This is a genomic window from Paenibacillus cookii (assembly GCF_018333375.1).
In the GTDB taxonomy this organism is placed as follows: domain Bacteria; phylum Bacillota; class Bacilli; order Paenibacillales; family Paenibacillaceae; genus Paenibacillus_AQ; species Paenibacillus_AQ cookii.
In genome coordinates, this window is sequence record NZ_BORW01000018.1 from 21,240 (window position 1) to 44,347 (window position 23,108).

20 protein-coding genes and 1 CRISPR repeat array are annotated in these 23,108 nt (G+C 52.9%); of the genes, 12 read left to right on the plus strand and 8 right to left on the minus strand.

Translation table 11 applies throughout. The features are described from left to right. Positions 1-87: 87 nt before the first annotated feature. Positions 88-1,314: a chromate transporter gene (locus tag KI367_RS16200; protein WP_212950908.1), complete on the minus strand. Its 1,227-nt coding sequence runs from the start codon at positions 1,312-1,314 to the stop codon at positions 88-90. Positions 1,315-1,390: 76 nt separating this feature from the next. Next, complete coding sequence (locus KI367_RS16205; protein ID WP_212950910.1) at positions 1,391-2,278, minus strand: LysR family transcriptional regulator; 888 nt, start codon at positions 2,276-2,278, stop codon at positions 1,391-1,393. A 172-nt stretch (positions 2,279-2,450) separates the two neighbouring features. On the opposite strand from KI367_RS16205, the gene KI367_RS16210 reads away from it, so the two are divergent. The 4 genes from KI367_RS16210 (at position 2,451) to uvrA (ending at position 8,143) form a co-directional block, all read left to right on the plus strand. Further along, positions 2,451-3,860, plus strand: a complete 1,410-nt coding sequence (locus KI367_RS16210) for an MFS transporter (RefSeq protein ID WP_306433245.1) — start codon at positions 2,451-2,453, stop codon at positions 3,858-3,860. Between the two features lie 38 nt (positions 3,861-3,898). After that, positions 3,899-4,831: an NADP-dependent oxidoreductase gene (locus KI367_RS16215; RefSeq protein WP_212950914.1), complete on the plus strand. Its 933-nt coding sequence runs from the start codon at positions 3,899-3,901 to the stop codon at positions 4,829-4,831. 68 nt (positions 4,832-4,899) lie between these two features. Then, complete coding sequence (locus tag KI367_RS16220) at positions 4,900-5,442, plus strand: NADPH-dependent FMN reductase (protein WP_212950916.1); 543 nt, start codon at positions 4,900-4,902, stop codon at positions 5,440-5,442. A gap of 154 nt (positions 5,443-5,596) precedes the next feature. Continuing rightward, on the plus strand, positions 5,597-8,143 hold the full coding sequence (uvrA, locus tag KI367_RS16225) for an excinuclease ABC subunit UvrA (RefSeq protein ID WP_212950917.1): 2,547 nt from the start codon (positions 5,597-5,599) through the stop codon (positions 8,141-8,143). A gap of 112 nt (positions 8,144-8,255) precedes the next feature. Here uvrA and KI367_RS16230 read toward each other — a convergent pair whose 3' ends face one another. Then, positions 8,256-8,732 (minus strand): hypothetical protein, encoded by a 477-nt coding sequence (locus KI367_RS16230; protein WP_036711428.1) that lies wholly within the window; start codon positions 8,730-8,732, stop codon positions 8,256-8,258. 211 nt (positions 8,733-8,943) lie between these two features. On the opposite strand from KI367_RS16230, the gene KI367_RS16235 reads away from it, so the two are divergent. Together KI367_RS16235 and KI367_RS16240 are read left to right on the plus strand one after the other, a co-directional pair. Next, positions 8,944-9,819 (plus strand): ADP-ribosylglycohydrolase family protein, encoded by an 876-nt coding sequence (locus tag KI367_RS16235; protein WP_212950919.1) that lies wholly within the window; start codon positions 8,944-8,946, stop codon positions 9,817-9,819. 103 nt (positions 9,820-9,922) lie between these two features. Continuing rightward, positions 9,923-10,687 carry a hypothetical protein gene (locus KI367_RS16240; RefSeq protein ID WP_212950920.1) on the plus strand — a complete coding sequence of 255 codons (765 nt, stop codon included), beginning with the start codon at positions 9,923-9,925 and terminating at the stop codon, positions 10,685-10,687. A gap of 66 nt (positions 10,688-10,753) precedes the next feature. On the opposite strand, the gene KI367_RS16245 is transcribed toward KI367_RS16240, so the two are convergent. The 3 genes from KI367_RS16245 to KI367_RS27215 all read right to left on the minus strand — a co-directional run bounded on the left by KI367_RS16245 (position 10,754) and on the right by KI367_RS27215 (position 14,595). Next, a complete protein-coding gene (locus KI367_RS16245) occupies positions 10,754-11,506 on the minus strand; it encodes an AraC family transcriptional regulator (RefSeq protein ID WP_246537018.1) in 753 nt (250 codons plus the stop codon). A 43-nt stretch (positions 11,507-11,549) separates the two neighbouring features. Beyond that, positions 11,550-12,146 carry a LysE family translocator gene (locus KI367_RS16250; RefSeq protein ID WP_212950924.1) on the minus strand — a complete coding sequence of 199 codons (597 nt, stop codon included), beginning with the start codon at positions 12,144-12,146 and terminating at the stop codon, positions 11,550-11,552. 366 nt (positions 12,147-12,512) lie between these two features. Further along, positions 12,513-14,268: a CRISPR direct-repeat array (repeat unit 32 nt; unit sequence GTCGCATCCTGTGTGGATGCGTGGATTGAAAT). A 243-nt stretch (positions 14,269-14,511) separates the two neighbouring features. Continuing rightward, complete coding sequence (locus tag KI367_RS27215) at positions 14,512-14,595, minus strand: putative holin-like toxin (protein ID WP_220687457.1); 84 nt, start codon at positions 14,593-14,595, stop codon at positions 14,512-14,514. A gap of 190 nt (positions 14,596-14,785) precedes the next feature. Between KI367_RS27215 and KI367_RS16255 the strand changes: the two genes are divergently transcribed. From KI367_RS16255 to KI367_RS16275, 5 genes are all read left to right on the plus strand, one after another. Continuing rightward, positions 14,786-15,469 (plus strand): response regulator transcription factor, encoded by a 684-nt coding sequence (locus KI367_RS16255; RefSeq protein ID WP_036711444.1) that lies wholly within the window; start codon positions 14,786-14,788, stop codon positions 15,467-15,469. A gap of 18 nt (positions 15,470-15,487) precedes the next feature. Beyond that, entirely contained in the window at positions 15,488-16,522 is a 1,035-nt protein-coding gene (locus tag KI367_RS16260) for a sensor histidine kinase (protein ID WP_212950926.1), read from the plus strand. Between the two features lie 230 nt (positions 16,523-16,752). After that, positions 16,753-17,538, plus strand: a complete 786-nt coding sequence (locus tag KI367_RS16265) for an ABC transporter ATP-binding protein (protein WP_212950927.1) — start codon at positions 16,753-16,755, stop codon at positions 17,536-17,538. Beyond that, positions 17,525-19,453 carry an ABC transporter permease gene (locus tag KI367_RS16270; RefSeq protein WP_212950929.1) on the plus strand — a complete coding sequence of 643 codons (1,929 nt, stop codon included), beginning with the start codon at positions 17,525-17,527 and terminating at the stop codon, positions 19,451-19,453. The genes KI367_RS16265 and KI367_RS16270 overlap by 14 nt, the downstream gene beginning before the upstream one ends. Positions 19,454-19,509: 56 nt before the next feature. Then, positions 19,510-19,842, plus strand: a complete 333-nt coding sequence (locus KI367_RS16275; RefSeq protein ID WP_036711456.1) for a YxeA family protein — start codon at positions 19,510-19,512, stop codon at positions 19,840-19,842. Positions 19,843-19,996: 154 nt separating this feature from the next. Here KI367_RS16275 and KI367_RS16280 read toward each other — a convergent pair whose 3' ends face one another. Continuing rightward, the gene (locus tag KI367_RS16280) at positions 19,997-20,362 is read right to left on the minus strand and encodes a DoxX family protein (protein ID WP_212950931.1); all 366 of its coding nucleotides are present in this window, start codon (positions 20,360-20,362) and stop codon (positions 19,997-19,999) included. A gap of 376 nt (positions 20,363-20,738) precedes the next feature. Between KI367_RS16280 and KI367_RS16285 the strand changes: the two genes are divergently transcribed. Next, positions 20,739-21,350, plus strand: coding sequence for a TetR/AcrR family transcriptional regulator (locus tag KI367_RS16285; protein ID WP_212950933.1), 612 nt, complete (start codon positions 20,739-20,741; stop codon positions 21,348-21,350). 104 nt (positions 21,351-21,454) lie between these two features. Here the strand turns inward: KI367_RS16285 and KI367_RS16290 are convergent, their stop codons facing one another. Continuing rightward, positions 21,455-22,960: an oligosaccharide flippase family protein gene (locus KI367_RS16290; RefSeq protein ID WP_212950934.1), complete on the minus strand. Its 1,506-nt coding sequence runs from the start codon at positions 22,958-22,960 to the stop codon at positions 21,455-21,457. Positions 22,961-23,108 lie beyond the last annotated feature (148 nt).

Consider the following 23,108-nt stretch of genomic DNA (forward strand, 5'->3'; position numbering starts at 1 on the left):
GACCCCCCTGGAATAAACATTGGAACGTTTAAGTCGATCCGATGGATTCCAGGGGGTGTTTTGTTATGTAGGTATCTTGATCGTGACTTACGCAAACGAAGAGATCACTGCCCCGCCGGCTGCGGAAAACAAAACGACGGCCCACGGAGGGAGCTTCCATAACATGAGCAAGCCGAATGCGGCGAGGGCCAGGCCAAAGTCGTAAGGCGTATGTATCGCTTTCGTCCACACCGGATCGTACAGCGCGGCAAGCAAAATGCCGACCACGGCGGCGTTGATCCCTTGGAACACCGACTGGAAATGAGGACGGTTGCGAATCGTATCCCAGAACGGCAGCGCACCGGTAACCAGCAGAAAAGAAGGAAGGAACATCGCGATTAAGGCGATGCCCGCTCCGGCCCAGCCGTTCATGACGGTGCCCAAATAAGCGGAGAAGGTGAACAAGGGTCCCGGGATCGCTTGAGCCGCCCCGTATCCGGCAAGAAACTGGGCTTTCGTGACCCAGCCAGCGGGAACCACTTCGGCTTGGAGCATCGGAAGCACGACGTGGCCGCCGCCGAAAACGAGCGAACCGACGCGGAAAAAGGAGTCGAACAGCGCCAAGCCTTGGGAAGGGGAAACGGACCGCAGCAGCGGCAATCCCAGCAGCAGGCCGACAAACACGACCAAGGCGGCAACCGCCGTACGGCGGCGGATCGCTATGCCCAGACGAGGCATTTCCGGAACGTTGGATGCAGTCAAAAACCATCGGCCGACCAGCCCCGCGGCAGCAATAAGGATCAACTGCGTGTAAGCAGAAGGCCATACCAAGACGATGACCGCGGTCAACATGGCGATGGTGCCCCGGTTCCGGTCGGGTGCCAGGCTCCGGGCCATGCCCCAGACGGCTTGGGCGCCGACGGCGACGGCGGCGATCATCAGCCCGTGCAGCCAACCGGCGCCGCTGACGTCGGCATGGTCAAGCAGATAAGCGAAGAGCATCAACGCCAAAGCGGAGGGCAGCGTAAAACCGATCCAGGACGCGATCCCGCCCGGCAGTCCGCCGCGCATCATGCCGATGGCGATCCCGACCTGGCTGCTGGCCGGTCCCGGCAGGAACTGGCACAAGGCGACCAGGTCGGCATAACTTTTTTCGTCCAGCCATTTCCGGCGCTTGACGTATTCATTGCGAAAATAGCCCAAATGGGCGATCGGCCCGCCAAACGACGTCAATCCGAGTTTCGCCGATGCTCCCAGGATTTCGAGGATCGTACCTTTGGGACGTTTCGCGGCTTCCGTTTCGGCATGCCGTGCTGCATCCGTCTGTTTCGTCATTTTTACTTTCGACCTCGCCCTCGTGTTTTTTTGGAATATGCACGCTCCACATCGATAGCGCCTCGTCTGTAACGCGTCACTGAGGTTTGTTAAAGTCTCTGTAATACTGGAGAAGAAAATCGCGGAAAGTTTGCGCCGCTTGCGACAAATAGCGCTTTTTCAGCCAAATTAGCCGAAAAGAACGCCGGCAATAGGGTTGACGGATCGGAACTAGCGTTAAAGAAGGGTCTTTCTCTTTGGCGGTTTCCGTCAAAAAACCAACGCCCATCCCGTTTTGCACAAAGTTGCTAATCACCGCGAATTCATCCACGGCGCATATCGTCGCCGGTTCAAACCCCGCTTCCCTGCAAAAGCCGTTCGTTAATTCCCGGAAGCTGTTTCCTTCCTTCAAACTGATGAAAGGCTCCGCCGCCGCTTCGATCAAGTCAATGCTCTGCCGACCGGCGAAGCGATGGCCGGGAGGTACGGCCAAAAAGATTTCCTCCGTCAGAAACGGCATGCTGTCGACTTCCTCATGTTCCACGGGCAAAGAGGTAATGCAAAAATCCGCTTCCCCGTTAAGAAGGAGATCCAATTTCTCTTCTTCCGTCGGGATTTGCGTCAGGCGAAGGTTAATGTTGGGGTACATCGATAAAAACGAACCGATCACTTCGGCGTCGCATTTGTGATTGGTCGTCGCCAAAAACAGGCGCCCGCGTTCCAGCCCGGCTTGCTCCAACACTTGGCGCTTCCCTTCTTCCAACGATAAGAGGGCCGACTCGACATGCTCCAAAAAGATTTTGCCGAATTGGTTCAGCCGAATTTGCCGGTTCTGGCGGTCGAAAAGAGGGACGCCTACGTCCTGTTCCAAACGTGAGATCGTTTTGCTGAGGGCCGGCTGGGCAATATGAAGCTCTTCGGCAGCTTTGGTCATATGTTCCAGCCGGGCGACCGTTTGAAAATATTTCAGCTGCAGCAATTCCACGTGTATCCCTCCTATCCATATACCCGAGTATATCATTACATAAATAAATATATATTTTCATTTATTTTATCGCAATCATACAATGGGAAACAAAGGCAGCCGCGGCGTCAAATTTGATAGATCGATCCGTGTTTAAATGTATGACATGTTCATGAGGGAGGGGGTGGTACAAGTGGATGCCTCTTTGAAGAAGACGGAAAAAACGGCGGAAAAGCTGCTTCGAATCATGTTTTTTACGCTGATCATATCCGTGATGAATGCAACCATCTTTAATGTGGCCCTTCCTTCGATTAGCGAAGAATTTTCCCTCTCCGCCTCGAACGTCAGCTGGATGACGACCGGATACGGCATCGTGTATGCGATCGGAACGGTCACGTATGGGAAATTGGCGGATCGGTATCGATTGAAAAATGTGCTGACATTCGGATTGATTCTGATGTCACTAGGTTCGCTTGCGGGGCTCGCAGCGACGCAATATGGGATGCTGGTTGCCGGGCGAATGCTGCAGGCGGCGGGAGCCGCCGTGATTCCCTCCATCTCGATGCTGATCCCGGTAAAATATTTTACTTCCGAAAAGCGCGGCCGCGCAATAGGCACGTTGGTCAGCGGGTTAGCGCTCGGGAATGCGTTGAGCCCGATTGCGGCGGGTTTGGTGGCAGGCATGCTGCATTGGCGTTTGCTGTTCTGTTTTTCGTTCCTGATCTGGCTAACGCTGCCTTTTTTTCGAAAACATTTGGACGATCAACCGATCAAAACGGCAAGCAAGCTCGATGTGATCGGCGGCGTTCTTCTTGCGGGTACGGTCGCTTGCGTGCTTTTGTCGCTTACCCGTTCGCTCATTTTCCTGCCGGTCGGCCTGCTTTCATTCGTTTTACTGCTCCTGCGCATCCGGTTTGCTGCCGACCCCTTTATCGAGCCCTCGTTGTTTCGAAGTAAAAATTATTCGCTAGCCGTTGTCGTTGCCTTGCTGGCCGCCGGTTTGGGTGCGGGAGTGCCGTTTATCGCGCCGCAGCTGCTTTCCAACGTGAACCATGTCTCTTCCGCGTATATTGGCTTTGTTCTGTTCCCGGGGGCGTTTGCTGCCGCGCTGTTAGGGAGGGCGGCCGGCAAACTGGCTGACCGGAAGGGGAATTCGTTTCTTTTTTATGCGGCGGCCATTCCTTTGTTCATGAGCTTTTGCGTTTTATCGACGTTGTCGGGGATGTCTCCGGCGTGGCTGTGGATCGTTTTGGCCTTGGCGAACATAGGGCAGACCTTCATTCAGGTCGCGATGTCCAATAACGTATCCCGCACCTTGTCGAAGGAACAGGCAGGAATCGGGATGGGTTTTTATACGATGATGACGTTTATGGCGGGAGCGGCTTCCACCGCTATGATCGGCAAGGTACTCGATGCTTTGGCGACCGTTCGGTTGAATCCTTGGCAAATCTATGAGCAGGCCGCCGCGTATAGCAATGCCTTTTTTATGCTTGCCTGCGTTTCTCTTTTGGCGATTGCGTTATATTTCGTTCTGTTCGGCACCAAAAGCGTCCAAGCTTCTTCCTTTCGTCCAGACCCGAAAAAACGCGCCAAGGCAGGCTAAGTTTTGAAATATGACGATACATGTAAAGGAGAATCAGGATGACCAGACCCATGATGCAAGCCGTCCGTGTTCATCGATATGGAGGGCCGGAGGTTTTAACGCTTGAGAGGATCCCGGTACCGACGCCGGCGTCCGACGAGATATTGATTCGCGTGCACGCCGTGGGCGTATTGCCCGTTGATTGGGCATACCGCCAAGGGTTGATGCAAAAACACGTTCCGCTGCAGTTTCCCTTTATTCCCGGATCGGCTGTGGCCGGAGTCGTCGAAGAGTCGAACATAAAAGGATTCGAGAAAGGGCAGGCCGTTTTCGGCCGGGCCAGTCACGGAGCCTGCGCGGAATATGTGACAACGACCGTGAAAACGATCGCCCATAAACCAGAGCAGCTTTCTTTTGCCGAAGCAGCGGCGATATCGGGCGGGGCCACGACGGCCTGGATGGCGCTTTTTGCCCATGGCGGCCTGGAACCGGGACAACGCGTGTTGGTTCATGCCGCCGCAGGAGGCGTCGGCTCGTTTGCGGTTCAATTTGCCAAATGGAAAGGCGCCGAGGTGATCGGAACGTGTTCGACGGCCAATGTAGACTATGTGAAGTCGCTTGGCGCGGATACCGTGATCGATTACAAAACGACGTCGTTCGAAGAGGTCGTTCAAGACGTCGATTTGGTGCTTGACGCTGTCGGGGGAGAGACGCTTGAACGTTCATGGTCCGTTTTAAAACGCGGAGGAACGCTGCTCTCGCTTGTCGACGTCCCTTCCGAAAAGAAAGCCGGAGAACTGGGCATTCATGCGCGATTCAGCAATGAACTTGCGCCCAATGAGGTATTTCAAGCGATTGCCCAGTTGATGGCGGAAGGAAAAGCGAAAGCGACGATTGGGAAGGAATTTCCGCTTCAAGACCTTCGGCAGGCCCACGAGCTCTGCCAAACCGGGCACGGGAGAGGGCGGATCATCGTCCGAATTGCGGAGTAATTCCGCTAGTTCACCTGAAAAATGCCAGCTATTAAAGTTGGCGATCGTAAAATAGAGGAGGATATAACATGGAAAAGTTGAACATCGGCATCATTTTAGGAAGCACGCGCCAAGGACGTTTAAGCCCGCAAGTCGGAAATTGGGTGAAAGAAATCGGGGATCAACGGGGAGACGCCAATTATGAAATCGTAGACATCGCAGACTATAAACTGCCGTTTTATGGAGAGGGTTCCGGCAACGAACCCGGATTGGCGGCGTGGTCGGAAAAGCTTTCCCGCTTGGACGGTTTTGTATTTATTGTTCAAGAGTACAATCACAGCATTACGGGAGCCTTAAAAAATGCGCTGGATTCCGCACGCGACGAATGGAACAATAAGGCGGCGGGAATCGTCAGCTACGGTTCGACGGGCGGAGCACGCGCGGCCGAGCATTTGCGGGGAATCCTGGGCGAATTGCTGGTTGCGGACGTTCGCGTGCATCCGACCTTATCGCTGTATACGGATTTCGAAAACTTCAGAACATTCAAACCGGCCGAATTGCATCTTCAAAATGTAAACGCGATGCTGGATCAAACGGTCGCCTGGAGCGGTGCTTTAAAAACGTTGCGATGAAGGCTGTTTTGCAAAAGTGAGTCTTGCGGCCCTGAGAGCCTATGCCTTTACGGCAAAGGCTCTTTTTGTATCCCTCATCTCTCATTTACGTCAACTTATGTCATAATTGGGGCTTATACTGATGGTAAAGTTGGGTGAAATGAGGGAAACAGCCATGAACGAATATATCGAAATCCGAGGCGCGAGGGAGCATAATTTAAAAAACATCTCCCTGCGGATTCCCAAACGCAAGCTGATCGTGTTAACCGGACTTTCGGGTTCGGGAAAATCATCCCTTGCGATGGATACGCTGCAAAAGGAATGCCAAAGACAATATATGGAGTCCATGGGGATGGTCACGGACTTCATCAGCAAACCGCGGGTGGATTCCATTCGCGGCCTGTCCCCGTCCATCAGCGTGAGCCAGCACCGTTCAAACCGGAATCCCCGGTCGACGGTCGGCACGGTTACCGAGGTGTACACCTACTTGCGCGTCCTCTATGCCAAGCTTGGCGTTCGCGTTTGTCCGACATGCGGCAAGACGGTTCCCCCCGATTTTGAAAGCGATCCGGCCATCATGGATATGGACCAGGAAGAGCTCGAAGAGCAGAATTCAAAAACGCCCGGCGTGAAATGCCCCCACTGCAAAACGCAAATGCCGAAATTAAAAATGGCCCATTTCTCCTTCAACAAACCCGAAGGAGCATGCGAGGCATGCACCGGACTTGGGGTGATAACCACCGTCGATATCGGACAACTGCTCGATGAAGACAAGAGCATTCCCGAAGGCGGCGTCCTGATGTGGGAAAATTGGGTCCGCGACTATTATTCGGATGTTTTGTCCGCCGCCGCCAAGCATTACGGCTTTGCATTCGAGCCGAACATGCCTATTCGGCGGTTTGACGCGAACACGCGGGATTTTCTGTTGTACGGAGCCGCCAGCGAGGAGTTTAAGGCGCATTTTCCGGATATACGGCCCCCGAAATCCGTCGGCAAAGGCAATTTTGAAGGCATCGTAACCCAGCTGTTAAGGAGACATCGCGAGAAAGACGGCGAACTCCATTCTTCCGGCAAAATGGACCGTTATTTCGTTCAACAAACCTGCACCCATTGCAAGGGAACGCGGCTTCGGCAGGAAAGCCGGCAAGTGACCATCCATGGCGTGTCCATCGTCGAAGTTGCCTCTTATTCTCTGCGCAGACTTCTTGCCTGGCTTGAGAAGATGGAGGAGCAGCTTACAGAAGCGGGCCGAGTGATCCTGGAGCCCGTCTTGAACGATCTGACAGAACGGATCCGCCGCCAGATCCATGTCGGTCTGGATTATTTGACGCTGGACCGCCAGGCCAATTCGCTTTCCGGCGGCGAAGCCCAGCGTCTCCGGCTTGCGTCGCTTCTCGGTTCCTGCCTGACCGGTGTCCTGTATGTGCTCGACGAACCCACCACCGGGCTTCACCCGCGGGATACGGGCAAATTGGTCAGCGTATTGAAGCAGCTGCGCGATTTGGGGAACACCGTGCTCGTCATCGAGCATGATACGGAGGTGATGAGAGCGGCGGACCACATCATCGACATCGGGCCGGGCTCCGGCAAACGCGGGGGCGCCGTTGTCGGCTCCGGAACCTTGGATCAGCTGAAAGCCAGTCCCGAGTCCGTAACCGGCCGATTTTTGCGCGAAGAGGAACAGGGGCGCCCCGAACGGCAACGACGCACCGGAAATCAAAAACGCATCACGATACGAAATGCATCCGCCCATAATTTGAAAAATATGACCGTCTCATTTCCTCTGGGCTGTCTGATCACCGTCACGGGGGTGTCCGGATCCGGCAAGTCCACCCTTCTCTTCGATATATTGGAGCCTGCGGCCAGGGCGCATCTTCACGGAACGAACGAAATGCCGGGCAAACATGAGCGCATTGACGGATTGGAGCATATCGACAAAATCATAGCCGTTGACCAGTCCCCCATCGGACGAATATCGCGTTCCAACATTGCGACATACACCGATCTTTTTACACCGATCCGCAGCTTGTTCGCCAGCCTTCCGGAGGCGAGGAAGAGAAAATTGTCGTCCAAGCATTTTTCCTTCAATACCCCGGGCGGCAGATGCGAGAAATGCCAGGGCATGGGCACCCTGCAGCTGGAAATGCATTTTTTGCCTGACGTGGAAGTAAGGTGCCCGGCCTGCCGGGGGAGACGGTTCACGGATGAAGTGCTCGAAGTGAAGTACAACGGTTACAGCATATCGGACGTTCTGGACGGGACGGTCCGGGAGAACGCTTCGGTTTTCGTGGAGCCGGAAATTGCCGGGAAGCTGGAGCTGCTGTGCGAGGTCGGCCTAGACTACTTGCAGCTGGGACAACCGACATCCACCTTGTCGGGCGGAGAAGCCCAACGCATCAAACTGGCGAAGGAACTGGGCAAAAAAAACCGGGGACATACCCTCTATTTGTTGGATGAGCCGACGACGGGGCTCCATCCCTGGGACGTACGCCAGCTTTGCTCGCTGTTGAACCGTCTGGTAGACGCCGGCAATACGGTGATCGTGATCGAGCATAATCTCGACCTTATTGCAGAATCGGACTGGGTGGCCGATTTCGGGCCGGAGGGCGGCGAAGAGGGAGGACGCTTGATCGCTCAGGGCACGCCGGAAGAAGTCGCCGCCATCAAAGGCTCCCACACCGGAACCTACTTGGCGGTCCATCTCTCGCGCGCCCGGAAGTGATCGAAGCCGGCAGGAATCTTTACGCCATACCGTTCACCGGAAAATGATAAGGCAGCTCCAAAGAAATCTTGGGGCTGCCTTTAGCGTTTTATCTAAGATTTTTATTATAAAGTCATTCCGTTACCTCAACCGTTTGGGGATCGGCTTCCATTTTATAGTCCTTGATGCTTCCATCTTTATTTATTTTAAATTCCGCGACTGCTGAAATCATATAGACGCCCGGTTCCTTTATCTTATAGTGATATACCTCTGAAATCGTCTCTTTGCCGGAAAGCGTCCGGACCTTTCCTACATCATGAACCCCAAAAGAGTTGATTTGCTTCCCGTTTCTATCTTTAATCAAAAATACGAACACGTTCTCCCTGCTCATCATCGTCATTTTTTGTTCCGTGTTTACTAGAAGCTCGGCTTTTACCGCAAAGGCCTTGCCCGTTTTCAGTTTTTTGGGGACGGTGACGCGGGCCGTAAAATCCTTCATATCCGTTTTCTTGGATTCCATCCCTGTGTTTGTCGACGGAAGTTGCCCCGGATCAGAGGACTGAAAGACGAACAAATTCAAAAGAATGGCAACAACGACCATGATCTTCATGGATACACACCTCCATTTAAAAGACGATGGAAAAATACCGACTGTTGCTGCTTTATCTATATTATTTTTCTAAATGGATGGTCTGTGAATTCGGGTCTGCACCGGACTGCTTAACTGCACGCCCCAACATAAGCGGCCTATTGTAGTATAATCATAGCCAAATAAGCAATTGCCGGGATTTCTATCTCCAAATCAGGAAACGAGGTGCCTTATGGAAAATCAATTATTCGACCGCATGAAGGGCGGGCTGTATGGCGTGGCCGTGGGCGACGCGCTGGGCGGAACGACGGAGTTTATGAGCGCAAAAGAGGTCGAGGCGAAACACGGCTATTTGACGGAGATCGTCGGCGGGGGCGTGTGGAGCCTGGAACCGGGGGAAGTGACCGACGATACGATGATGACGCTTTGCGTGGCGGAAGGGATTCTCGAACATCCGAAGGAGCCGATGGAGGCGATCGGGCGCCGTTTTATGGCCTGGTATGAATCGCGGCCCAAAGATATCGGGAACATCATCCGCCACGTGTTTGAGAAATACGAGGGGGACTGGTTCGAAGCGGCCTTTGTTGCGCATATGGATATGGGACAAAGCGGCGGGAACGGCTCCCTGATGCGGTGCCTGCCGGCGGCGCTGGCCTACAGCGACCCGGCGGACATGGAGCGGGTGACAACCACGCAGTCGCGGATGACGCATTACGATCCAAGGTGCGCGGAAGCCTGTATCCTGTACAACCGGATTGCCGCGCGTCTTTTGCAGGGCGAAAACTTAAGAGCAGCGATTTTGGCCGAGGTGGCAGGTAGCGAATACGAAGGCCTCATCGAAGCGGAGCCGGATTGCCCGCCGAGCGGTTTTGTCGTACATACCTTCCGGTGGGTAATGCATATTTTGCTCCATGCGCCGGATTTTGCGGGCGTCGTGCAGCAGGCGGCAAATTTGGGAGGAGACTCCGACACGATCGGCGCCATTGCCGGCGGGTTGGCCGGTATTTACTACGGTTATGAAGGCATTCCCGCCCGGTACGCGGAGGCGATTCTAATCAAAGAGAGACTCGACCGGACGGTTTCGGGGTTGTATGCGCTTAGGACCTAGATGACGGAAATTTAAATAATAAAATACATTTTATAAACTTTTTGGATGGATTCGGCGTGTACAATGAAGGAAACGCATGAGAAGCGAAAACGGGAGAATTCATATGAACACGAAGGTTTTATTTTCTGCGTCCCTTTTATGGTTTGGCCTGCTAATAGGCTGCACGCCTCAGGCGGCGGTTGGGCCTGATCGCGCTACGGATCTTTCCGCGTCGAATCCCGCCGATCCAGCCGTTGAAAAAACCGAAGTTTCACCGAGGGGGGAAACCCCAAGCAAGCTCACCAGCCGGTTTCCAAAATCGATTCTTTCGGCTTCCACCGAACTCGACTCGGTGAAAGATACTCCATCCATTCGTGCCGAGACGGTCACGGAGCAAGGAACGTTAGTGATGATGTCGAACGGTTGGGAGGAGCTGGGGCATTTGGCCGTGTCGAGCAATTACGGACGGGAAGGCGACAAAACGTTCCAAAGCGATTATTCCGTTATATACCGGCAGGGAGAAGAAAATCGGGTATTGCTGGAGCTGCCCGCGTTGATGTTTGCCCGGCCCGATGACGAAAAGCTGTCTTTCGAGAGGATCCGTTTCAAAGATGCGGACGTTTACGTTCTTACCCCGCAGTACAAAACGGGTCATGGGGTGGAAGGATATCTGTTTGCGGTCGATCAACGCAGCGGCGAGGCTTTTCCTCTGCAAATCGTTAGCAACGGGCATGTGTTCCATACGCTGGTTTATTCCGAAATCAATCCGTTTCCTTATGTTGAAAACGACAAATTGATCGTGCATCCGCCTGTTGGAGCTGGCGGCGACCCCATCGGGAAAATACAATACCGGCTGGATTTGGACAAGAAGCGGTTGGTATCCGAATGAATGAAGAGGCTCTCCAGCCTGCCATCCTTTTCGGATACAGGCCAAAGAGCCGGGCGGAATAATAGGTCACATGTTACCTTCCACATAGGACAAATATTCGAAAGCCGTCGTGCCGTATACCTGTTTAAAATGCCGGTTCAGATGGGCCAGATCCACAAAACCGCAGCTGCTGACGGCCAGATAAATGTCCTTATGCTGCTCGATCACCTGTTTTGCCTGCTCCACCCGGCAGTTCACGAAATACTGGTAAGGCGAGATGCCGGTGTTGGCTTTAAAAGCGCGGATGAATTGGTATTTGGACATCCCGAAGGAAAAGCTGATTTCGTCCAGGCGAAGCACATGCTGCAGGTCGCTGCGCATCATTTCCTTGGCTTTTTCCGTAAAAGCCCGGTCCTTGATGTTCACCGGCTCCAAAATATCCTGGGATACATGCCCCGCGACTTTAAAAAGCAGATCGCTGCATAACGCTTCGTCCCGACCTTCGGAAATAGCCTGCGATAACGCCAGCAAGCTTTGCCTTAACCCGGCATGATACACGATCGGTTCTTTGAAGCGCAGCACGTCCTTTTTTCCGAGCGCCTCCAAAAAGAGATCCGGATGAACGTAGACCATGACGTAGTCGATGCCCGTCCGGTCGTGGGCTTTTCCGTCATGGGTCTGCTCCGGATGAAACAACATCACGCCGCCCCGGACGGACGACTGCATGCTGCCTTCCAGATGGTATTGTTGGACCCCGCGCAGGGTAACCCCCATGGCGTATTCCTCGTGGCAGTGTTTTTTATAGGTAAAATCCGACAAACTGGCGGACAGAGCCGTCATGCCTGCGGACTGTCTGTAGGTAAACCGATCTTCCAATGTCATGTCACCCCTTTGCAAGCTCCACGATCCCGGACACCATGACCGCAGAATAGACCAGAGACGATGCGAGGATGATATTGGTCGCTTTTTGGTATTTTTGGAGCAGTGTTTTTAACAGCTTACCAAAAACCGCCCAGGTTAGGTAGGCCAAAATCCCGATGAGCGAAACCAGCGCCACAAAGGCCGAAAGGACGAAGCCCGATGTATAGTAAGGCATGACGTAGATCGGGATCACCGTAACGGTAAACAAGACCACCTTGGGATTGAGAAACTGCATGCAAAATCCGGACATGAACGATGTTGCCTGTTTGGCAGCCGAACGGGGCACATCCATCCGAAGGATTTTATAAGCCAGGTAAAGGATGAACAGGCTCCCGGCGATTCGAAGTCCGGCGAGCAGCACCGGCATGCGGGTCAGCAATTCCCGGTTTACCGTTACCGAGGCTGCGATCAGCAGCACAAAAGCCAAAGAAGATCCGGCAATGAACTTTAAGGCGTGTTTGAAGCCGTTTTGATTCACCGTGGCCAAAATAACGATATTCGAGGGTCCCGGCGTGAAGGTGACGACGACGCAGTATAAGAGAAACGACATGATGTTCATGCTCCAAGGCTCCTTCAAGAATAAGTTTCTTGCATTATAGAGCCGAAAAGCCGATGGGGAATAGTACATTATTGCAAGGAGCTCAGGAGATAGATTTTTCGGGGATCAGCATGGTTTGGAGAAGGCACAATAGCTGTCCCGTACGGGTTATGCTAAGATAAAGAAGGAAGTGGTACCTTTTTACAGAGCGGTTTGGGAAGGTCTTTGGTGCGAATGTGAAGTGAACATGAATTCCCTGGGGGGTTCGCACCCGAAAAATCTTGATACCATTCCTTTTATGTAAATAAATGTTTATTCTATGGGGCAGGAAATGTTGTTTGATGAAATAAAGAGCCTATTTTGAGGGAAGTTCGCCTGAAAATCGGAGTCGCATCCTGTGTGGATGCGTGGATTGAAATCATTCCCGGTCTTTCCCTTTACCAAACACTTGAAGTCGCATCCTGTGTGGATGCGTGGATTGAAATAAAGGCCTCTTTGGCCAATTCTTCAGCAGTTTTCGTCGCATCCTGTGTGGATGCGTGGATTGAAATGTCAAACGTAGGTATCCCGTCTCCATCAGCGTCCGGTCGCATCCTGTGTGGATGCGTGGATTGAAATAAGGACAGGGAGCCGTCAGAAAGATGAACGAGGCCCGTCGCATCCTGTGTGGATGCGTGGATTGAAATTGACCCTCGTATTCAAGGTAAAGCATCCGACTACGTCGCATCCTGTGTGGATGCGTGGATTGAAATTTTCAGGTCACCAATAATCATTGGGGCAAGTTTGGTCGCATCCTGTGTGGATGCGTGGATTGAAATGAACTACCGCCGTCGGACTTTTTGGGAGCCGTAATGGTCGCATCCTGTGTGGATGCGTGGATTGAAATTGAGAATCCGGTTTGACGCGGCGCTCAGGCGAAGTCGCATCCTGTGTGGATGCGTGGATTGAAATAACGAAAAGCTGTTCGACGGTCTTCTGTTTGAGGCGTCGCATCCTGTGTGGATGCGTGGATTGAAATTGGCTGTTTGCGAAGGACGACGCAGTTAAACGTGGTCGCATCCTGTGTGGATGCGTGGATTGAAATAGAAACGGTTCGATCAGGCGCAAAGTGATTTCATGTCGCATCCTGTGTGGATGCGTGGATTGAAATAAACTGTACAATATTGGCGACGATTACCCGGAATACGGTCGCATCCTGTGTGGATGCGTGGATTGAAATGTCTTCTTGATACACCTTAAGCGGTAGCTTCGCAAGTCGCATCCTGTGTGGATGCGTGGATTGAAATTTAGAACTCTATATCCTTGTCCACCGCTGTCGGGGTCGCATCCTGTGTGGATGCGTGGATTGAAATTTGACCGGCCTCCCGTTCCAAAACCTCGACGAGTCGTCGCATCCTGTGTGGATGCGTGGATTGAAATAATAAAATCCGGAGTAAAAGAGCGCGGATTCTAGGTCGCATCCTGTGTGGATGCGTGGATTGAAATACGCAGCTGATATGAAGTTCGGAGCTTGTGCCCTTGTCGCATCCTGTGTGGATGCGTGGATTGAAATGGTTTATCGAAATCCTTAAGCGGCGGAACCGAAAGTCGCATCCTGTGTGGATGCGTGGATTGAAATAGGAATAGTCACTTTTGGTCTTTGTGTTATTTTAGTCGCATCCTGTGTGGATGCGTGGATTGAAATAACGAACGTATACAGGCAGGAAAAGAAATTGAGGTCGCATCCTGTGTGGATGCGTGGATTGAAATTATGCCTTCAAGTATTTTTTTGATTAATGTTTGGTCGCATCCTGTGTGGATGCGTGGATTGAAATTATCCGCGAGATTGGGCGTTTCCAAACGTTCGTCGACGCATCCTGTGTGGATGCGTGGATTGAAATCTAAACCGGAAAGGGCGGTAAATATGAATAAACGTCGCATCCTGTGTGGATGCGTGGATTGAAATGTGATCTGCTTAATGATGCTACCCGCCGGAGGTGTCGCATCCCGTGTGGATGCGTGGATTGAAATTATTGCAAAGACGGCATGCTTTATCCGGTTCTTCTGTCGCATCCTGTGTGGATGCGTGGATTGAAATTGGCCGAAATGAGCCGGACAAGCCCGGATCAGAAGTCGCATCCTGTGTGGATGCGTGGATTGAAATGCAGGCTGCAGCTCTCCATCCGGCCGCATTTTATACACGGGAAGATCACGCGAAACGGGTACGCTAAGAAATTTACGGAAGCCCCAACGGCCACGTACCTTGAGGTATATTTCTCCATATGCTAAGATAACAATAAAGAAGGGACCGTGCTGGAACACGATCCCTTGGTACAACAGCCGCTAAAAGAGCGGTCGGCTTCGGAGTTAAGTCGTGAAATAGACCGTTGTCCTCACCAAGGGCGGTCTATTTCTTTTTCATGTAGGTGAGCAGCGCCAAAATGAACATGCCGAACATGAACATTAAGGAGAGTGCGTCTTTTACCTCCATGGGCATCACCTCCCTTCCGGGAGATTAGCCGACCGCCCTTAAAGCCGAAATGTTGTACAATCCATATTATACCATAGGACTCTCTTCGGAGGGTCTTTTTCTATTAAGGTAGAGTCCTTATTTTGTCTCGTATTTCAAATCACGCCCGCTATGATTTACAATACATGGTATGAAAGGGGACGGTACACCGATGGATATGAACATTTTTATCGTCGAAGACGACGCTCACATCTTTGAAGCCCTGAAGGACAGGCTGGAAAAATGGTCTTTGCGCGTGACGGGACCGGAATCGTTTGACGATGTGATGGGTTCTTTTGCCGATGCGCAGCCCCATCTGGTCGTCTTGGATATTCAGCTTCCGAAATACGACGGTTTTCACTGGTGCCGGGAAATTCGAGCGGTATCGAAGGTGCCCATCCTGTTCCTGTCCTCGCGGGACCATCCGATGGATATGGTGATGGCGATGAACATGGGTGCGGACGACTACGTCCAGAAGCCGTTCCATATGGACGTGCTGCTGGCCAAAATCCAGGCGATCCTCCGCCGGACGTACGCATACGGGGAAGAGGCGTCGGATATTATCGAGTGGAACGGCGCGGTCATCGACATGAAACGCGGCGTCATCCGCAAGGACGGCCAGGAGGCTGATCTGACGAAAAACGAATTTTTTATTCTTGCCGTTCTCGTCCAAGCGAAAAATGAAATCGTGTCCCGCCACGATCTGATCCGGAAGCTGTGGGAGGACGAGCATTTCGTGAATGACAACACCCTCACGGCCAACATGACGCGATTGCGCCAAAAGCTGGCGGTGCTCGGGCTGGAAGAAGCGATCGTCACGAAAAAAGGGCTTGGCTACATGGCCATCACGTTATAAAGGAGGCGCGTCGGAGGGGTGTTTTTACGTTACGTGGCTTATAAAAAAAGCTGGATTTTTCTGTTTTTGGCGCTGCTCGTGTTTACTGACGTGCTGATCCTGCTCGACCATGGCATCGCGGTCCATGCCAGCTCCGTGATCTATTTGAACGTGTTGTTTCTGCTCGTCTTTGCCGTGTTTTTGATTTGGCGTTACAAAACGGAAACGAAGTATGCGGCGGCGCTGGCGGCACGAAGCCAAGAGATGCACGAGGACTGGCTGGAAACGTTGCCGAAACCGGCCTTTTATCCGGATGAGGTAACGAACGACATTTTGCGTGCGGCGGATCTTTTTTACAGGAGAAAGCTATCCGACGTGAAGCAGGCGCAGCTGATCGAAAATGATTTTACCTCCTCCTGGATTCACGAAGTGAAAGCGCCGCTCACCGCGATGAAACTTACGATCGACGCCAACCGCAGCGATCCGGCGATCCGGAAAATCGAAGCGGAGTGGCTGCGGATCCATTTGCTGATCGACCGGCAGCTCCATATGGCGCGCCTTCCGTCCCTCGAGTCGGATTACGTGCTGGAGCCGGCGTCCGTGCGGCGGCTTGCCGCGGAGGAGGTGCGCGACCTGGCTTCCTGGTGCATGGAGAAAAACATCGCGGTCGAATTCGAAGGCGAAGACGCCGAGGTCGTGACCGACCGGAAATGGTGCCGGTTCATCCTCCGCCAGCTGCTGACGAACGCCGTCAAATACAGCCCGGAGGGCGGGATCATCGTCATCGGGACAAGCGTCACGGAGAACGGGAACGCCGTCCTGAACATGAAGGACGAAGGGCCGGGCATTGCATCGCACGACCTGCCGCGCATTTTCGATAAAGGCTTCACGGGCGGGAACGGCCGAATCCAAAATGCGGCGACGGGCCTCGGGCTGTATCTCGCGCAAACCGTCGCGTCCAAAATCGGAATTACGCTTCAAGCGCAGTCGGAGCCGCCAAACGGGACGAACATGCGCATGATTTTTGCGGCTAAAAACGAGTTTGAGGCGATCCGGAGAGGGATGCTGACATAGCCCCAATCCGTGTTTCTTCGAAGGGAATATCCCCTTCCGATGTTCCCCATAATGGAATCTATACGAGACAAAACAAGCAGCCGGGTACGTCCTGACTGCTTTTTTTGATTTTCCGCAGCCGCAACATGACGATATTGTCACCTTGCCCTGCCGGCCTGTCATCCAAAACGTGCGACAAGACCCGGCGGTCGAAAGTACAATGAGGATACAGCCAAACATGGAGGTTCGCTATGAATGACATAAATTCGCAAAAAACGGTGCTGCACGCGCAGAACGTCCGCAAAACCTACGGTTCCAAAGGCAGCGCCCAACAAGTGTTGAAAGGCATCGATCTTCGCGTCCTGGAAGGGGAATTCGTGGGCATCATGGGTCCTTCCGGGTCGGGGAAAACCACCCTGCTGAACGTGCTGGCGACCATCGACCGCGCGACGGAGGGGACCATTCGGATCGACGACGCCGACGTTTCGAAAATGAAGGATGCCGAGCTTTCGGCTTTTCGCCGCCAAAAACTCGGATTCATTTTTCAGGATTACAACCTGCTCGACACGCTCACCGTGAAGGAAAACATCTTGCTTCCCATTTCCCTCAGCAAAATGGACAAACGAATGGCGGAAGAGGAGTTCAACATCATCGCCGACATTTTGGGCATCAAGGAGCTGGCGCATAAATATCCGCATGAAATATCGGGCGGGCAAAAACAGCGCACGTCCGCCGGCCGCGCCCTGATCCACCGGCCCTCGATGGTGTTTGCGGACGAGCCGACGGGGGCGCTGGATTCCAAATCGGCTTCCTCCTTATTAGGAACGATGGAAGACCTGAACCGGAAACGCGACGTCACCATCGTCATGGTCACGCATGATCCCGTCGCTTCCAGCTACTGCAGCCGGGTCGTGTTCCTGAAAGACGGACAAATTTACTCCGAGCTGTACCGCGGGGACAAAACGAGGCCGTCGTTTTTCAAGGAAATCATGGACGTGCAGGCCGTGCTTGGGGGGGACAACGTTGACGTTATTTGAACTGGTCATCCGCAGCATTCGGAAAAACATCAAACATTATTACCTGTACTTTTTTGCGCTCATTTTCAGCATGAGCCTGTATTTCGTCTTTGCGACGCTGCAGCATGATTCGTCGATCGTGGAGCGGATGGGCGCGGACGTGAATTTTGCAACGTCGTTCCGGGTGGCGGGAATTTTGCTGCTCGTCATCGTCGCCATCTTTACCATATACGCCAATAGCATTTTTCTGAAGCGGCGCAGCAAGGAGATCGGTTTATACCAATTGATCGGCCTGTCGAAGCTGGGCGTGGCCCGGTTTTTGATCATCGAAAACATGCTGCTCGGCCTGGGCGCCCTTCTGCTCGGTATCGGCTGCGGCGCGCTCGTATCGCGGCTGTTTCTGCTGATTCTGATGAAGCTGCTCGGCTTCGACGTCATCGTCGGGATCGCCTTTTCGGCCGCGGCGGCGGTGCAGACGGTGATCGTTTTTGCCGCCTTGATCATTTTCACTTCCATCCAGATGACGCTTACGGTTTACCGCAACACGCTGCTTGAATTGTTTAACGCGGAACGCCAAGGCGACCATCCCAAAAAGCCGAAAACCGTCGTCGCCGCGTTTCTTGCCCTGCTTGGCATCGCGCTGATCATTTACGGCTATGACCTGTCGGGGCATATGGTGAACGACATGCTGTTTTTTAACATGCTGTTGGTGCTTCTTTCGACGATCCTGGGCACGTATCTGCTGTTCCGGGTGACGATCGGGTGGCTGTTTTACCAGTTTCGGAAAAGAAAAAACGGGCATCTCGGGCTGCTGAACAGCTTGTCCCTTGCACCGCTCATGCACCGGATGAAAGCCAACGCCAACTCGCTTACGTTGATCACGGTGTTGTCGGCGATGACGCTTACGATGGTGGCGCTGGCCTACTCGCTTTATTTTTCGGCGGAAAGCGATACGCGCATCTCGCTGCCGTACGATTTTGTGTTCGAAAACAAAGAAAAAGACGCCAAGTCGTTCGGCGCGGAGCTGGAAAAGGCGGGCATCCGGTTCGATCATCAACCGGTTGACGCGGTGCGGCTGAAGGGAACGATCCGTGATTTGCAAGGCAAGCCGGAAGAATCGACGCAAGGCATGTTGTTCCTGCCGGCGGAGCAGCTGCAAAAAGCAGGCATGAAGGTGAAAGTGCCGCCGAAAGGCGAGGCCGTGCTGTATGATGCCCGGGTGAACCTCGAAGGAAGAACCGATAAGGAAGGCATGGGGTTCCCGAAGGAAATCGTGCTGGGCAAACGCGGGGAAACGAAAATGCGGCTGACGAACCTCGTCGTGCAATACGTCATGAACTTCAACGTTTACGGCGCCCAGCTCGTGACCTCAGAAAACACCGTGCTGGAGCTGGCGAACAACATGCCGGGATCTCCCGGATACGAAAAAGTCCGCTTGGATACGTACCAGGTCCCGGGCAAAGCGGAGCGTGCCAAGGCATCGGCCCTTTACGCCAAATACGTGTCGAAGGACGATTTCGAACCCGATTTTCATACGCAATACGAGGGGGCGCTTCATTCGCTCGGGTTATTGATGTTCATCTCGGCATTTCTGGGGCTTGTGTTCCTGATTTCGACGGGCAGCATCCTGTACTTTAAGCAAATGACCGAAGCGGAGCAGGAGAAAAGAAGCTTCAAGACCTTGCGGCAGCTCGGCTTTGACGTGAAGGACATCATGAGGGGCATCGTACGCAAGCAGCTGTTCGTGTTCGCGATACCGCTCCTGATCGGCATCCTGCATTCGATCTTTGCCGTCAAAGCGGCGTCCATCCTGGTGCTGTCCGACATCACCGTACCTTCGGTGATTGCGATGGCCATGTACGCCTTGATCTATTTTGTGTTTGCGGTCCTGACCATCGGCTATTATAGGAAAATCGTCAAAAACGCCATGTCCTGACAGACTGAAATCAAGCAGATCCATGATTCAACCATGGGAAAAGAGGAGGAACCATCATGAAAAAATTCGGCGCAGTTGCCGCTTTTATCATCGTCATTTTCGCAGCATTTTTCGTTTTTTCGTACAAGGACGTCGTCGATCGCTTCAACCCGTTCATCACCAAAGAATATGTCTACGTCCAGGTCAACAAACCTTCGGAACCGGATGACGGGCGGTTCAAGTACAGCCTGACCGGGTACAATGCCGAGGGCAAAAAGAAAGACGTGACGTTTACGTCCAGCGTCGATTTAAAGCAGGGGGTCTATTTGAAGGTGATGGCGAAAGGAGCGTACGTGCAGGAATGGGAGCAGGTGAAGAAGGAGGATTTGCCGAAGGGCATCGGGTTGTAAGGTAAATGAAGATTAGATCCAAACAAGATTAGATAAAAAAAGGTTAGAACAGCAGAAATAGCGTGGAAAGCACTCGGCGGGTTGCCGGGTGTTTTTTGCGTTGGAGCGGAATAACCGGGAGCCGCAGCCGCAGGTCCCGGCGTATCGATCGTGATCATAAAAGGTTCATGATGCCGTCCGCATTCATAAGGGTTACAACGACGATAAGCGCAAGGAACACGACGGGCTGCACCGTTTTGCCGAACGAATCTTTAACCCTGATATGCGCAAAAAACGCGACCAGCATCGTAATACCAAGCCAAATGCCGCCCCATGCAACGGCCTCTGCATACCAATAGCCGATGATAAGCACGGCCGCTCCGGCCAACTGAACCAGGCCCGTGATGACGCGGAACCATTGAGGCAGCTTCAAACCGTTGAACACATCCACCCAGTATTTGGCCCCCGCGATCTTCGCGGATCCCGAAAAGACATAATAGGCGATCAGCAAGCTTTGAAGAACAATCGATAAGACGGTCATGGGAATTCCTCCATTGTTTGTTTTTTTAAATCCATTTTGGCCACCCGAATATCGCTCCCTTGCACCATGCAAATTCGGGATGAACCGATTAAAAATCGGGTCCTTCTATTTCATTGATGTTCGCGTTGACCGCGGAGTTTGCAACGCTCTAGCGCATCACAGCCCCTTTCAAGACCATTCGGATTTTCCCTGCCTTTAGCGAAGCTACGCGTTTGTTCCCATCGCCACCTTGTAGCAAATATTGGTTACTGACTACATGGTAAGTTATAATTTTACTCTCGTAAAGTATAATTTTATATTTGTTAAATTAAATTTGACAGCAGTTCAGTAAGAGGGTAGGATGATATTAACAGACTTGGGATGGAGGTACAGCCGAGTGGGAGAAATACGCAACGCGGAACGTACGCAAAAGAACATTCTTGAAGCCGCAAAACGCGAGTTTTTCGACAAGGGCTTCAAGGGGGCGCGGATCGAGGCGATCGCGGAAAACGCCGGGGTGAAGAAGCAGCTGATCTATCATTACTTCAAAGGGAAAGCGGAACTGTTGGAAGCCGTTTTGGTGTATTCGGCGACAAGCGAACCGGAGTGGGTAGCCCAGGTTCCGGACGATCCCCTCCATATTGCGGAGCACCGTTTCAGAGTCAACAGCCAGGCGAGGGCGGACTTCATTAAGTTCAGCGCTTGGGAAGCGCTTGAGGCGCGAGCCGAGCAGACCTCATGGAATAAGGGCGGGGAAATCGCCCTGCAATCCTATGCGTCGTACTGGAAGGCCCAACAAGAAAAGGGGATGGTTCCGCCGGATCTCGACCCTGAATTTGTGGCGTTGGCGCTGACTGCATTAACGACGTATCCGATCATTTTCAGCAGCATCACGCAGATCATGACCGGCCTGGAGTCGAGCGACCCCGAATTTCAAGAGAAATGGTCGGCGTTTCTTACCAAGGTAAGCGGTCGTTTGTTGGAGCCGTCTGAGCAGACGGAAGCGTAAACGTGCTGAATCGTCAAAGCCTTATCTATTCTTCGCGATAGATAAGGCTTTATTTTTGCTTGTTTCCATGCGTAGAGCCCTCATCGGCCCTCCCCCTTCATGGATTATTTTTTCCGGAATCGGTACAGGATGTAAAAAACCATATTGACGGTAAAAAACAACAGGCTTATGGCCGATCGGAGAGCCGACGACGCCAGGCCGATGTGCGCCAGAAAGGCATCCAATGGAGCATGGAGAAAGGGAATCAGCACCAGAAACAGCGAGACTTTAAACAAGTGCCCGATGGAAAACGCACCTTTACACTGTTTACGTAAAACGACGGCATTCCAAAACAATGGAACAAGTTCGAATAGGAAGATGCCGATGGCCGCGCCGGCGTAACCGAACCCGGGAATGGCCGTTAAGAAATATGCGGCAATCACGGAACAGGCAAGGCCGAAAAGAGAGCCGATAAAGGGCCCTTTCTTTTGGTCGGTCGTCCATAAAATCGTCGTCGTCAGCTCCCTCATCCCCGCAATGATCGGGGCAAAGGACATCCAACGAATGGCCGCGGCCGCAACTTCGTTCCCAAAAATGAGCCTGGAGAGCTCGTCCGCATGAAAGAAAAGGATGATGGCAGAGCTGATCCCCCATAACCACCCGATTTCCAGGCATATGTTCGAGCGTTCTATAAAATCTTTCCTGTTGTTGCTTTGCCAACCGGCTGACAGCTTCGAGGCAACTGTATAGGATAAAGCGGCGGTCACAATCGTAGGCAGGTACACGATGATCGATGCCATGCCGAATATTTCCCCGTAAACGGCGAGTGCACCCGAGTGGGTAAGTCCCGCGATCTGCAGTCGGCGAGGGATAATCAGCGCATCCAGAAGATCGGCTGCCGGGGAAATTAAACGGGTGAACATAATGGCAAGGGATGACTTCACGAAGAGAAAGGCTTCCGGCCCAAGGACGAACCAGCGTAACGTGGACGTTTTCCCCGCATTGATCGCCGACCCCTCTTGATTTTTGTATCGCAAAACCCAAAGAAAACATACTGCGGCCACGCCGCCTGTAAAGGCTCCGAACGCCGCTCCGCCGGCCGCTGCATGAATGCCGTATTTCAGCCATAAAACCGCCAATAATAACATCGTACCGGCGCGCACCGCTTGTTCGACGAGTTCGGAAACGGACGCTTGCAGGTAAGACTCGATCCCTTGCAAATAACCGCGGTACAGCTGCAGTAACGGAATCACCGCGAGCGCCGGCGCAATGCAGCGGATGGGAAACGCCAGACGGCTGTCCCCGAGATAATAAGCAACATATGGGGCTATGGCGTAGTGCAGGGAAACGGAACATACACCCAGGATCAAAAACGGGACAACCAGCCGGTTGAAAAGTTGCAGGCCGCGCGCCGCGTTTTTCGCCGTCATGAGCGCCAGCGATGTAGGGAAGCCGCCCACGGTGAGCGTAAGCGCGAATCCGAAGATGGAGTACACGATCTGATAAATCCCTGTTCCTTCCGAGCCGAGCAGCCGAAACAACGGGATGCGGGCCGCAAGCCCGATGGCTTTCACCAGAAAAATGATGCTTGTGCGCATCACGGTTTGTTTAAGGACGGAAGGAAGCGGCATCTTTTCACCCCAAAAAACGTTGTCCCAAAATTATATGAGCGAAACGGCGAAGGTAGTCCCCATGGGTGGCCGAAACTTGTCTGAAACCGGGATATGGAATTCGAACCTCAAAGGATATTTCCATTCTTCATGGGAAGCATAAAGGTTG